General features: G+C 43.1%; 8 protein-coding genes and 1 rRNA gene. 3 read left to right on the top strand and 6 right to left on the bottom strand.

Annotated features, from left to right (window positions below; translation table 11 throughout):
• Positions 1-40: 40 nt before the first annotated feature.
• Positions 41-2,113: a glycosyl hydrolase 115 family protein gene (locus EXN75_RS09290; RefSeq protein WP_167639485.1), complete on the bottom strand. Its 2,073-nt coding sequence runs from the start codon at positions 2,111-2,113 to the stop codon at positions 41-43.
• 144 nt (positions 2,114-2,257) lie between these two features.
• Here EXN75_RS09290 and EXN75_RS09285 point away from each other — a divergent pair, with 144 nt between their 5' ends.
• The gene (locus EXN75_RS09285) at positions 2,258-3,358 is read left to right on the top strand and encodes an Mrp/NBP35 family ATP-binding protein (protein ID WP_118117738.1); all 1,101 of its coding nucleotides are present in this window, start codon (positions 2,258-2,260) and stop codon (positions 3,356-3,358) included.
• Between the two features lie 219 nt (positions 3,359-3,577).
• Here the strand turns inward: EXN75_RS09285 and EXN75_RS09280 are convergent, their stop codons facing one another.
• From EXN75_RS09280 to EXN75_RS09255, 5 genes are all read right to left on the bottom strand, one after another.
• Positions 3,578-4,858 carry an ABC transporter permease gene (locus EXN75_RS09280; protein WP_134843589.1) on the bottom strand — a complete coding sequence of 427 codons (1,281 nt, stop codon included), beginning with the start codon at positions 4,856-4,858 and terminating at the stop codon, positions 3,578-3,580.
• Between the two features lie 83 nt (positions 4,859-4,941).
• A complete protein-coding gene (locus EXN75_RS09275; RefSeq protein WP_134843588.1) occupies positions 4,942-6,105 on the bottom strand; it encodes an ABC transporter permease in 1,164 nt (387 codons plus the stop codon).
• A 126-nt stretch (positions 6,106-6,231) separates the two neighbouring features.
• The gene (locus EXN75_RS09270; RefSeq protein ID WP_134843587.1) at positions 6,232-7,218 is read right to left on the bottom strand and encodes an HlyD family secretion protein; all 987 of its coding nucleotides are present in this window, start codon (positions 7,216-7,218) and stop codon (positions 6,232-6,234) included.
• A 261-nt stretch (positions 7,219-7,479) separates the two neighbouring features.
• Positions 7,480-8,985: a TolC family protein gene (locus EXN75_RS09265; RefSeq protein ID WP_187349082.1), complete on the bottom strand. Its 1,506-nt coding sequence runs from the start codon at positions 8,983-8,985 to the stop codon at positions 7,480-7,482.
• A gap of 1,625 nt (positions 8,986-10,610) precedes the next feature.
• Positions 10,611-11,447, bottom strand: a complete 837-nt coding sequence (locus tag EXN75_RS09255; RefSeq protein ID WP_134843586.1) for a FimB/Mfa2 family fimbrial subunit — start codon at positions 11,445-11,447, stop codon at positions 10,611-10,613.
• A gap of 345 nt (positions 11,448-11,792) precedes the next feature.
• On the opposite strand from EXN75_RS09255, the gene EXN75_RS09250 reads away from it, so the two are divergent.
• Both EXN75_RS09250 and EXN75_RS09245 read left to right on the top strand, forming a co-directional pair.
• On the top strand, positions 11,793-12,590 hold the full coding sequence (locus tag EXN75_RS09250) for a Cof-type HAD-IIB family hydrolase (protein ID WP_134843585.1): 798 nt from the start codon (positions 11,793-11,795) through the stop codon (positions 12,588-12,590).
• 468 nt (positions 12,591-13,058) lie between these two features.
• Positions 13,059-13,470 (top strand): 16S ribosomal RNA (locus EXN75_RS09245); the annotation flags it as partial.

Below are 13,470 nucleotides of genomic sequence, written 5' to 3'. Positions count from 1 at the left end.
GTGTTTAAATAGAACTTAAAAGTCTGTTATCTTTTCTCATTTATCTGACTGGAATCACGTAATATTCTCTGTCCACATCAAAGTCGAGTATCCACTGGTCGAGAATAATATGATCATCCAAAGCCTTGATTTCTACCACATGATTTCCCTTTTTGAGTGTGGTAAAGAAGTTTTTTCGGGTCTGTCCGCGCCAAATATCCATCTTCCAGTTGTTGTGATTATACGCATCTTTGAGCGAAATCGTAACGGGTTCCTGGTCGTCTATCATGACGCTGATTCGCATATCTCCTTTCTGGTTGGTATAGTCAGGAATCGCTCCTATGGTGAAACGGGCGTCGCCTTCCATGTCTGTATTCACCACGTATTTCAGGATGGCACCCTTGTTCATGGAGACGGCTTGCGTACTGTGCCCCGTGAAAGGCAATAGCTGTATGCTGCTCTGTGTGGCTGAAGTCCACTGGTAGGCATTCTTCGCAATTACATCCTTGATGAGCGCATAGCTGAACGGCTTCAGGTCTTCCGATCTGTCGAAAGCATCCTGCAGACTTTTCCTGATTTCTGCTGCCGTCATCGTGCCTGGAAGCACTGGTGGCTGGGCAGAAGGTTCGATTGCTTTCAGTTTCTGATAGGCGGTAAGACTCAGCGCTGCGGCAGCCTTGGCTTCATCATCCTTGCTGAAAAGTCCCGGACGGGCAATGTGGCGTGCCTCTTGTGCCTCCAATTCTTTCTCGGCTGTGAGGGCTGCTATGAGGATAGGATTGAGTATCATGTTGCGGAATCCTTGCTGCTGATAGGCCGTGAGGGTGTTTCCAACGTTGGTTGCCTTGGTCTTCAGCAGGTCGTAATCATACAGATATCGCTCCAGTTCGTTGCCGAATTCGCCCGAATGGAATTCGTATTCGCCGAAAGGCATGGTCATGTATCCGGTAGGACGGATGTTGGTGAGCCGGTAGTATTCCTTCATGAGCGGCATCAGTTTTCTTCCCATAGCAGCGCCGAAGAGTTTGCTGAGCCATTGCTCATAGTGCTTCTCCAGGTTGGCAGCGGTGGCTGCATTCCTGTTCCAAGCCTGCTCCATGAAAAGGGAAAGCTGGTAGGCGCCTGCCTGAGGATTGTTGACATCGGCTATCCAGGCCTCGTCTTCATGACTGCGGGAACTGTGCGACTTGTGGGTCTTGCCTTTGCGGGAACCGCTGTCCTGACTGTCTGCACCGAGTTCGTTGAGCATCAGAGCTGGCGAAAGGTCAGAAAAAGAGAGTTGTTTGTCTTCCCAAATCAGCTTGGTGAGTTCCAGACTTTTCTTATGTTTCTTGTTGCGTTTCTTGCCGATAACGGTCTCAGTCACCTTTCCGTTCTCTGCCACGAGAATGTCGAAACTGTCAGTTACCTGTTTGTCGATGTTCATATCATGCTTTCCGGTACTTGTCTCATGCTTTCCCGAAGTTTCCCCATGCTTTTCGTCTTCCCATATCGTATTGGCTCTTAGGCGGAGCATCAGTCGGCAGAGACGGCTCTGGTTCTTTCTGCCCATCCATGCATGGTCGTTGAGCATGAGTCCGCGGTAGGTTGTGGCTGGAACCTGCAGGGATTCAAATCCTGCGGCAAGGGAGAGCGTCTTCTTCTGCAAAGGAGCCACATGATAATAGTTGGTCCAGGGTGAAACACCAGCCAGACTGGAGAGTTCCATGATGCCGTAGGCAGTTCCTCTGGCGTTGCTTCCCACGACGATGATTTTGCCCTGACGGGTACCGATCCAGAATGCATCTTTCTGGGTGATAAACTGGTGGAGCGGAACTCCAAGCTTCTCGATGGAAGAAAACTCCTTGTTGGAAAGCTGGTCGAGCTGGTAAATCTGAATGTTGGCATTTGATTTCTCTTTTGCCGGATAACCTAAGATGGCCTTCATGTCGTCTGAGAACATATTGAGGGCTATCTTGACAACAGGGGAAACATTGGCGTTCTTGCTGAAGTAAACCTTGCCGTAAACATCGTTCCAATAAATCGTGGAAGGAGCAGGGACGGCTGGTTCTTTTCTCTTGCTGGTTGCCAGTACTGAAATGCCGCCAAGAGCGACAAAAGCAGCAGACAATAAAATCTTCTTAATGTTTATCATTGTTTTAATTGATATTTCTTGCATTGGTATATACAGATTTCTGCAAAGATACATAAAAGTGTTTAATATCTGAAATTATTTAGTTTTTATTTGCTTATTACATATTTTATTGGTAATTTTGCACAAAACAAATACATAAATATAATGACATTATATCCTAAGTTGATAGAAGAGGCTCTTGCTACTGTGATTTATCCTGGTACCAAGAAGAACCTCATCGAGAGTGAGATGTTGGCAGATACGCCAAGTATCAATGGCATGAAGGTGAAGGTAGTTTTGCTTTTCCCTCGTGATACAGATCCTTTCCTCAAGAGTACGGTGAAGGCTGCTGAGGCTGCCATCCATTATCATATTTCTCCGGATGTGGAGGTGGAGATTGTTACTGAGTATAAGTCTGCTCCGCGTCCTGAAGTGGGCAAATTGTTGCCTCAGGTGAAGAATGTGATTGCCGTTAGTTCTGGTAAGGGTGGTGTTGGTAAGAGTACGGTTTCTGCCAATCTCGCCATTGCTTTGGCTAAGCTCGGCTATAAGGTGGGCTTGCTTGATACGGATATCTTCGGTCCTTCTATGCCTAAGATGTTCGGTGTAGAGGAGGAGCGTCCTTATTCTGTTCACAAGGATGGCAGAGATCTCATCGAACCTATCGAGAAATATGGTGTCAAGCTGCTCAGTATCGGTTTCTTCGTGAGCCCTACTACTGCTACATTGTGGCGTGGCGGAATGGCTTGTTCTGCCTTGAAGCAGTTGATCGGTGATGCTGACTGGGGCGAGCTGGATTATTTCATCCTCGATACTCCTCCTGGCACCAGCGATATTCATCTTACCCTGCTTCAGACTCTTGCCATTACGGGTGCGGTTATCGTAAGTACTCCTCAGCAGGTGGCTCTGGCTGATGCTCGCAAGGGTATTGACATGTATCAGAATGACAAGGTGAACGTGCCTATCCTCGGTCTTATCGAGAATATGGCTTATTTCACTCCTGCTGAGTTGCCAGAGAACAAGTATTATATCTTCGGTAAGGAGGGCTGCAAGAATCTCGCTAAGGAGATGAATGTGCCTTTGCTTGCTCAGATTCCTATCGTTCAGAGCATCTGCGAGGGTGGTGATGATGGTGCGCCTGCGGCAACCAAGGTTGATTCCGTTACCGGTCAGGCTTTTCTGAGTCTTGCCCAGAGTATCGTGACGGTGGTTAATCGTAGAAATGCCGAGAAGGCTCCTACCAAGATTGTTAGTACACATAAGTAATATTTTTCTCCCTGCCCACGCAAGAATTTTTCCGTGGGCAGGGAAAAATAAAAGTGGGTACATCATGGACTTATGCACGCCCTCTTTTCCCTTTTTTTCCTTTCTGTTTTTCCAGAGCCTGAGGATAGTTCTCTGACTTTTTCAAGTTGACTCAGGACCTTTATTTTAGAAAATGTCAACAGTCAACAATTAACAGTTAGATTTTCGATGGTTGTATCGTCAATCCGTAACTTTTACCTCTTGATTTTTGATGAGCTCTTCCGCTTCATCCTCTTCTTCGGCAACTTCGGCAGGGAGGTTTGCTTTGATTCTTGCAGAGCGCAACTGCTGTCTGAATACCAGGCAGGTGGCAAGGAAATAGATGCCCGCCTGTAACCATAATGCTCTGAATTCTGGGAGGATATCTGTAAGACTTGCGCCCATACTGCTGATTCTCAGGAATCCTCTGATGCCGAATGTGGATGGGAATACCCAGGCGAAACCTTGCCAGAAGGCTGGAATATTGCTCTGAGGCCATGAAATACCCGTCATGAAAAGCAGAGGCACGGAGGTGAATACTACCAGAAGCATCACATTCTCACGATATCTTACCAGGCACGAGAGCATCAGTCCAAAGAAAACACACGACAGAATATATGGCAGCAGGAAACCTAAAATCGTGGTCCACGTAACCATACTTACAAAGCCAAACATCTTCGGAACTACCAATGTGAGATACATACCCAATACGGCATAAACCATGAAATAAACCAGCGCCTTACCAAATACAATTCGGAAAATACCACCATAATGCTTGCTGATAGGAATCAGTTCGCGATTTCTGTTCAACTCTCTCGAAGTACCTGCCGCCATTCCGATGCCTAACAACATGGTTTGCTGCAGGATGAGTACCAGCACGCCCGGCAGAATGGCATTTCCATAACCCACGGTGGTGTTGAATATCGGAACCTCATCAAAGGCCAATGGTTCGGTAGTGATTTCGTCGTCTCGATCCGTAAAACCACCACTTTTCGAAATCTGAATGCCTGAGTTGATATGGCTTGCTACAGCTTGGGCAGTCTGATAAATCGCCTTGTAGGTGAGCATCAGACTCATGTCGCAATAGACTCCCACATGTGCCTGTTCGCCGCGGTTCAACTTCGTGTCAAAGTCGGCAGGAATATAGACAATGCCGTGTACCGCCTGCTTCTGTACCAGTTGCTTCGCCTCATCGAGACTGTTGCAATAGTAAGTGGCTTTGGTGTCCGGAGCAGCATCGTAATCGCGGATAAACTCACGGGAGGTATGGGTGTGGCTCAAATCCACAATAGCCGTATCCACTTCTCTCACCACCTCGTTGTTGTAAATCCACGAGTAGAGAAGCGGATAGCCTAATGGAACCAGGACGCAGAAGATGAGTACACCTTCGTCGCGGAACACATTGCGCATTTCCGTTTTCCAGATGTAGCACATATCCCAGATGCCATTGATGATCTTATATAATAAACTACTTTTTAACATAGAATATTGGACTTTTAACATTGAACTTTATGATTAGTAAAGCCGTTGATTTCTTCACTCTTCACTCTTCGTTCTTCACTTTCCTACGGCAAGTATTTGTAAACCAGCATAGCCTTCTTGATGTTCCAGATGGTGAGGATAGGCAGGGCACAGAAGAGAACGAGGGCGCTCCAGTGGAGTACTGCATCGCTCATCGGGAACCCATTGAAGATGTTCATCTGGTAAATCATATAGTAGTGGCGCATCGGAAAGAGTTGTCCGATAGCCTCGATTGGTGAATCCATGGCAAAGAGTGGGTAGGTGGCTCCGCAGATGGAGAAACTTACCACGCCCCAAAGTGAGCAAATGCTCATCGACATGCGCAGGGATGGCATCAGACCGAAGGCAAAAATGCCAAAGCACTGGCAGGATAATACACTCAGAATGCCTAACAAAATGATAGGCGCTGCGCCACCCGGATGAGGAAATCCCAATACATAATAGATATAGAACTCGAATAGCAGGAAGATGCTCAGGAAGATGAGTGTCTGGGGCAGCATCTTACCCGCGATGGCGAGATAAGGATTGTTGCCTGCCATTCGCATCCAGTCTCTGGCCCTATTGAACTTCAGTTCCGTACCTATAGAATAAGGTGTAATCAGGAAGATGAAAAGCATGATGAGTCCCGGAACCATCACGGTAGAGAGATAGTAATTGTAATTGGCGTATGGATTGCCAATCATGTGCAAATCTACGGCGATAGGTTGCAGGAAGGTCATAATCTCGTCATTCGTCTTGCCTAATGCTGAAAGCTTGGCCATTCCTGCAGCGGCTCCTCCTAAAGTGGAGATGGTCTTCAGATCGCGGAAGAGTAGGGAACCGGCTGCCAGAGATACACTACTGTAGTAGAAGGAAATCTTAGGTTGGCGGGAAGCCATCAGACCGGCTTCCGTGCCACTTGGAATGACTAAGAAGGCGTAGATTTCATTCTTCTGTATCGCATGTCTTGCTTCAGCAATGTTCTCGTAATGAGACACAACCTTTGTGGTCTGGAAGGCATCGAGCTTGTGCACCAACTGGCGGGATGTGGCAGAATGGTCCTGATCTACAATGCCCACAGGCATATCGGTAGGCACACCATCCTTCATCAGGGTGGTGAAGAAAATCACCACTGCGATGGGGAAGATGATCATGCAGAAGAAATAGATAGGATTCTTCCACATGATGCCGCATTCTCTGAGGGCAATATGATATAATTTCTTAAACATAGAACTTTAAAAGTTGAACTTTGAACTTAACGAACAGTCTGGAATTTATGTTATAAACAATTGAATTCTTCGTTATAAAACAATTGAATTCTTCACTCTTCGTTCTTCACTCTTCACTTTTTCTCTTTACTTTTTAATGATCAAAGACATTCCTGGACGCAGACCATCCAACTTGGTGATAGGGCGAGCCTTTACCTCAAAGGTCTTGCGGTCGTAATCGCCATTATCCTTGGTTGCCTTCCATGTAGCGTAAGAGCCTTGGTCTTTCAGATAATATACCTTCATCTTGATGTCCTTGTTGAAAGCAGGAACGAATGCTGTGAATTCTGCACCCTTGTTGAGACCAGCCAGACGGTCTTCGCGTACATTGAATGTGCCCCACATATCGTTCATGATGGAGATACTCATGATAGGAGATCCCAAGCCTACCAGTTCGCCTACCTTAGGATAGACAGAACTAACTTCGCCTTCTACCTGTGCCACCTGAATGGTTTCCTTGAGCAAGTTCTTGACTACATCCACTGCATTTTTAGAAGCATTAGTATTGCTGGCAGCCACTCTCTTCTCTTGCTCTCTGGCACCATTCTTGGCCATTTCGTATTGGCTTTTGGCGGCCTGCACCTGAGCTTCTGTGGCCTTATAGGCAGCAAAAGCTTCATCGCGCTTCTGACCGCTCATCACTCCCTCATCGAAGAGATTCTGGATGCGGGTGTAGGTTTTCTTGGCTATTTCTGCAGCAGCCATCGCCTGCTGGTAGAGCTGATAAGCGCCCTGTACCTGTTCCTTGCGGGCTCCGGCATCCGTTAAATCCTGCAGCGCCATGGTTGCTTCATTGGTAGCCTGGAGCATTTTCTCTTGAGATTTTACCTCTGGTACTTCGAGAATGGCGAGCGTATCGCCTACATGCACGTAGTCGCCTTCCTTGACACGAATCTCTACGATACGGCCTGGCAACTTGCAGGAAACTCTATACTCAGAAACCTCGATTTCTCCCTGAATCGTTTCGTCATCGTGCTCTAAAGTGAAGAAACCGATAACGCCTACGATGATGACTACAGCAGTAAAACCGATTACTGCCAATAGTATGTTATTGTGTTGTGACTTCTTAGACATAATCTTTATTCCTTATAATAATGTGTTGAATCCTATTTCTTGTTTGATATTTTATTTGAATCCCAATTTTCTGAATCCCTTTTCAATTGAATCCCAATTTTAAGAATCCCTTTTCAAACGAATCCCAATTTTCAGAATCCTTATTTCAATTGAATTTCAATTTTCAGAATTCTTTTTTTTTTAATTGAATTCAGATATGCTGTCAACAGAGTTAACAGTTAACAGTTCTTTTTTGGATGATCCAAACTGTTTATCCCCTGTTTATTGTAAAATACCCAATGCCTTGTTCAAGCCGATTTGGGTAAGTTTTACATCAATTTCAGCATCGATTTTCTGACTTTGGGCTTTCTGCCAGGCAGTCTGTGCAGTCATAACATCCGTAATATCCATCACTCCTTCCTTGAATCCTAAGTTAGCGCATCTCAGATTCTCTTCAGCACTCTTGATGTTCTTTTGTGCCATATTGAGCTTCTTTTCAGCTTCCTTTACTTTGAATTGACTTTGGGTGATTTGAAGATGGATTTTTTCGCTCGTATCATCCAAATTCATTTGAGCAATTTGGGAGGTTGCTTTTGCTGCACGTACTTTATAGGTGCCGTCAAACCAGTTCCATACCGGTACTTGTACGAGGACGCCTACATTCCATACTCCTGAAAATTTCTTCTGAAAACCGTTGAAAACGTTAGGATTGGAAATCGTATAACCGCCAGTCAAAGCTACATGTGGCAAATAAGCTGCACGTATCAATTTCACACTTTCTTTGGAAAGGTCAATCGTATTCTGAAGCATCTTCAACTCTGGACGGGTACTTTTGGCTGAATCGGATGCTGCCGCTTCTTGCTGATGAATATCTATCGCCTGACCGGAAAGGGCAAGTGATTCTTTATCTTCGTCAGCCAACTGAATGTCCTGATTCATCGGAATACCGCAGAGCTGACAGAGCAGCATCTTGGAGAGGGTCAGACCATCTTCTACCTGCATAATCTGCATATCCGCTTCGTTTACCTTCACATCGACTTTGAGACCGTCTGCCTTTGTAGCTACACCCTGTTTGATCATTTTATGCACATCATCATCCAGTTTCTTGACTAAATCTCTATAGCTGGTGGCAAGTTTCTGCTTCTGTCTCAAGGAAACAACCATCCAGTATGCCTGGTCGATATTGTAAAGCGTATTTTGCGTCTGCATGTCAATATCGTTTGCAGCCATTTGCTCGCCAATATCAGCTATCTTGTTGGCTGCAATGATGGCTCCTCCCATATAAATAGGTTGACGGAGCATGATGCTGCCGGCCCAGATATTTCGGGTGTCCGTGCGGAAGGCATCTACCAGATTTTGACCAGCTCCATTAAGCTTTTCTGTTACTCCCGGCAACTTGCTTCCGAGTGCCTGACCAATCTGCTGGGCTGCCTCCTGAGAGATAAGTCCCTGACTGACAAGTTCGCCCATCATGGTGCTCAGGTTGTTGGTAACTCCAGCTCCTAAGTTGGATCCGATATTGCTGATGGCACTTTTCTGGTTACTGTTGAGAAGGGAAATCTCACGATTGAACCATTCGTATCCGCCCAGTGCATCTACTTTGGGGAGATACTTGGTTCTTGCAGATTTCTTCAGGTTGTAAGCGATATCCTTCTTGAGTCTTGACGCATTGATTTGCTTATTATTGCGCAATGCCATGGCTCTGCAACTGTCAAGGCTCAATACATTTTGAGCCTTCATAGGGAGCATTGCGGCAAATAACAGGCAAAAAGTTACAATCTTTTTCATTACACAAAAAACTATATGAGTTATATTATTTTTGTGCAAAATTATGGATAATTTCTTAAAAATCAAAGGTTTTTTGTATTATCAATTCTTAATAATTGAAAATTATCTATATTTGTGGAAAAATGGAACATCTAAGATTGATGAACGATTATATTATAACGAACTAAACTTTCGCATATCAGGAAGTTAAAGGAGTTAAGGAAGTTAAGGAGTTAAGACGTATGTCTTGCAGCTCAAGACAGGTAAGATGCAAGGTGGATGCTTAAATATCGTATGCATGCATATAGCAGATGTATGTGGATGAACCTCCGATGGATGGTAATATTCCAGGTTTCAACATTTCAAAGATCGATATTTGCCCTTTTGGGGTCTATCAGAGAAGCTTTCGGCTCTTTCAAGGCGATTTCTCGAAAGATATTCACCAGCGGAGCCGATTGCTATGTTTCACTCAGAATGACCACACTGGTCAGACTGAATTCAAAATATGCCCCTTTTTAAAGTGAGCTCTATTAATATTTCCAATCCTTCGATTGATGGCGCAAAGTTACACAGATTCTCCGAGTTACTTATCCCTTTTGATGCTTTTCTATCCTTTTTGATGCTTTTCTATCCTTTTTGATGCTTTTCTATCCTTTTTGATGCTTTTCTATCCTTTTTGATGCTTTTCTATCCTTTTTGATGCTTTTCTATCCCTTTTGATGCTTTTCTATCCTTTTTGATGCTTTTCTATCCCTTTTGATGCTTTTCTATCCCTTTTTGATGCTTTTCTTCCAAAGAAGTGTGTTTGGAAACAAGTCATTTGGCACCAGTAAACAAGTCATTTAGGACCTGCAATCAAGTCATTTAAGACCCGCAAACAAGTCATTTAGGACTCGTAATCAAGTCATTTAGGACCCGCAAACAAGTCATTTAGGACTCGTAAACAAGTCATTTCGCTCCTGCAAATAGGTTGTTTCTGAAAAGCATAAAGTTTTACAAAATTTTCAAAAGGTGACGGTGACACCTATTTTTCATCTTTTTTTTATGCATTGGAGACTCTACCCTCCAATTTGGATGTCTCCCTCTGATTATCAATCTTTTATCTATTTTCGCGCGGTAAGTCATAAAAAAAAGAGTATATAAAAGCGTCACCTGTCACCGTTTTCTGTCGAGCCTTTTATTGGAGCCTGTTTGTTGGGTGACACCTGTGACACGAGTTTTCAGTTTTTTTTGTGGAGGGGTCTGTCACCCCTGTCACCCATTGGCATTGCGAAAAAAATGGATATTTATTTTTCCTTCCATCAACAATTTGCTTTTTTAGATTGTTTGCACTCGCCTTAGGTTATCATTTCCCTGCTATTATCGGTGTACCTATGGCTTTGATGGGAGCCGTCTGCCTGCTGGTCTTCCACAAAAAGTATGAATAAACATAAAAAGAGGGTGTGTCATGGATTTACGACACGCCCTCTTTTTATGTTTGTTCTTGTGTAAAATTATTCCTTGTTTTTTGATTTTTTCTTCTTTCTTCGATGTAAAATAACTGAGCCCCTTTTTAAAGTGGGCTCATGACTTCAACTACCAGGTGGCTTCTACTATCTGGTGATTTTAACTATCAGATGATTTCAATTATCAGATAGATACGGCTTTTAAAATTCATATTCGTTTTCGCCTGCCCATTCTGGATCAAAAACAAAGTCGATGTCAATGTCGCCTGTTCCGCCCGATAAGCCAGTAAACAATTTACCGCTATATTTCGTTATATAGTTTTTGAGGATGGGAACATCCGAAAAGGTTGTTGTGGCTATTGTAAAATCATTTTTATCTAAGATGTCGATGGAAACAGTCAATTTCTTATCTCCTTCGTGAGGAAAGGTATAAACTTCATAAACCTGCTGTTTTTTCACCAGGTCCAAAATCTCAGTCTGTTTACTGTTCACGCATCCGTAACCGGTTTTGGCATTCAAAGTACTGCTGCCTCCCGTATAATAAAATTTGATTTTCTTAGCCTGCTCTGGAATCTCATCTTTGATGACTAAACGAAACATACCAACGGCTCTTTTTAGCGTGATACTTTCTGTGGTTTTTTCTCCGTCGGTGACGTCCAAAATTCCATAATAATAGAAAGTATCTGTTACTTTATTGCTTGTGAAAGTAATCTTTTCTGGAGAAGACATCGTAGTGCCGGAGCCATTGTGACCGATGGCAACAACTTCATAAGTTCCTGCTGCCAAATTGAGATGGATGGCTCCAAAATCGGAATCGTCTGACGTTTGACTGATAGTTCCTGCTTTTGCATCGTCCTTGAAAAATCCAAAACTAACCTTCTTACATACTTTCTTTACTTGGTCTTTTGAACTTATCTCAAGACCAACATTGTTTTCTCCAGGAATTGGTTTGCTACTTTCTTCCTCGGAGGTAAATTTTTCGCATGAGCACATCATCATGGTGATGGCTAACATCGCATTAAATAGGATTGTTTTCATATTTGTTTATCTTTTAAAGAGTTTTCATATTTGTCAATATCTTTTTGAGAAACTTCTAGTTTATTATATCTTTCAAGAACTTTCTTTTTATCTATGTCTTTACAAAGTTTTCTTTATTGCCTATAATTTGAAAGAGATTCTTGATTGAAATGATAAATCTCATTTCACTCCTCTTCTTCAATGATTGTAATACTTCTATTTGTTATTGATTTAATTTCTCTTTGCAAAGGTATGTTTTTTTATCGGTAACTCCAAAGAAATCATGCGATTTTTGCTTTTTCTTTCAAAAAAATGGCTATCTTTGCACACCGAAATAGTATGTATAATATGGATAAAGGATAAAATATGGACAAGAATTCAAAAATCAAAGCTTTATTTTTTGATATAGATGGTACTCTGGTAAGTTTTCAAACACATCGCATCCCTCAAAGTACTGTTGAAGCGCTGGAAAAAGCGAAGCAAAATGGTGTCAAAATATATATATCTACAGGTCGCCCTATCATACTTATTACTAATCTGGGACAGATAGAACATCTGATAGATGGCTATATAACGACTAATGGTGCGCGATGTTTTGTGGAAAATCATACTGTTTGTCAGTGTCCTATTCTGCGTTCTGATGTGGAGAAAGTGATTGAAGCGGCTGATTGTGATGATTATTCTGTCATAGTTGTAGGAGAAAAGCATCTGGCGATTCATCATTTAACCCCTGTTGTCGAAAAAATATTTGTGGAAGGATTAGGGGTTGATTCCCTTGATTTTCAAACGAATATTGACGATTTGAAAGATGAGGATATCTTGCAACTTACTCCATTCTGTAGTGTTGAACAAGAGAGTGAGTTGATGCCGTCATTGGAAAATTGTACTTCCGGAAGATGGCATCCTGCTTTTACCGATATTACTGCTGCTCAAGCTGATAAAGGTAAAGGGTTACAGGCAATGGCTGATTATCTGGGCTTGAACATAGATGAAACCATGGCTTTCGGAGATGGCGGCAATGATATTTCCATCATTAAAAAGGCTGGTATCGGTGTTGCGATGGGGAATGCTGGTGATAATCTTAAAGAAGTTGCAGACTATATTACAACCTCTGTTGATGAGGATGGGGTAAAGAATGCTCTTGTTCGCTTTGGTGTTATTTGATACGATTTCTTCAATTTTTATATTTGCATGTGTATGTGTATACGAGCCTGTGCGGGTGCACAAGCGTGTATGTATATTATGAGGTGAAATTGTGGAATTCAGAGTATGATATGTGATCAAATGTTAAAATCATGCTATTTTTGAAACTTTTTTCTCGAAATATTTGGCGGAATGGAAAATAGTTAGTACTTTTGCACTCGCTTTTGAGAAATACGCTTTCTCTTAGCAACAAAAGAAAGAGTTCTTTGAAAGATTTTACATAAACAGACAAGTAGTACAAGAAGCGGTTTTGGATTACACCTTATTATATATAAGGAGTATGAAGAGACTGGGTAAAAGAAACGAACCGTCAAGAAATTGACATCAGCTTTACTAAGCTTCAATAAACGAAAAAGGATATTCGTCCTAAGTACAGACAACAAACACTTCGCTTGTTTTTCGGAACGGGCAGAGTAAAAATGATATTTTACAATGGAGAGTTTGATCCTGGCTCAGGATGAACGCTAGCTACAGGCTTAACACATGCAAGTCGAGGGGAAACGACATCGAAAGCTTGCTTTTGATGGGCGTCGACCGGCGCACGGGTGAGTAACGCGTATCCAACCTGCCCACCACTTGGGAATAACCTTGCGAAAGTAAGACTAATGCCCAATGATATCCCACGAAGGCATCCGAATGGGATTAAAGATTTATCGGTGATGGATGGGGATGCGTCTGATTAGCTTGTTGGCGGGGTAACGGCCCACCAAGGCAACGATCAGTAGGGGTTCTGAGAGGAAGGTCCCCCACATTGGAACTGAGACACGGTCCAAACTCCTACGGGAGGCAGCAGTGAGGAATATTGGTCAATGGGCGAGAGCCTGAACCAGCCAAGTAGCGT

Origin of the sequence: Segatella hominis (genome assembly GCF_004535825.1) — a bacterium.
Taxonomy (GTDB): Bacteria; Bacteroidota; Bacteroidia; order Bacteroidales; family Bacteroidaceae; genus Prevotella; species Prevotella hominis.
The sequence above is the reverse complement of the archived record's forward strand: the minus strand, read 5'-3'. Positions and strand labels throughout refer to the sequence as shown.

What these genes read in the sequence shown, in the direction of transcription:
- EXN75_RS09290 (WP_167639485.1), bottom strand. Translation starts at nt 2,113, where the DNA reads ATGATAAACATTAAGAAGATTTTATTGTCTGCTGCTTTTGTCGCTCTT.
- EXN75_RS09285 (WP_118117738.1), top strand. Translation starts at nt 2,258, where the DNA reads ATGACATTATATCCTAAGTTGATAGAAGAGGCTCTTGCTACTGTGATT.
- EXN75_RS09280 (WP_134843589.1), bottom strand. Translation starts at nt 4,858, where the DNA reads ATGTTAAAAAGTAGTTTATTATATAAGATCATCAATGGCATCTGGGAT.
- EXN75_RS09275 (WP_134843588.1), bottom strand. Translation starts at nt 6,105, where the DNA reads ATGTTTAAGAAATTATATCATATTGCCCTCAGAGAATGCGGCATCATG.
- EXN75_RS09270 (WP_134843587.1), bottom strand. Translation starts at nt 7,218, where the DNA reads ATGTCTAAGAAGTCACAACACAATAACATACTATTGGCAGTAATCGGT.
- EXN75_RS09265 (WP_187349082.1), bottom strand. Translation starts at nt 8,985, where the DNA reads ATGAAAAAGATTGTAACTTTTTGCCTGTTATTTGCCGCAATGCTCCCT.
- EXN75_RS09255 (WP_134843586.1), bottom strand. Translation starts at nt 11,447, where the DNA reads ATGAAAACAATCCTATTTAATGCGATGTTAGCCATCACCATGATGATG.
- EXN75_RS09250 (WP_134843585.1), top strand. Translation starts at nt 11,793, where the DNA reads ATGGACAAGAATTCAAAAATCAAAGCTTTATTTTTTGATATAGATGGT.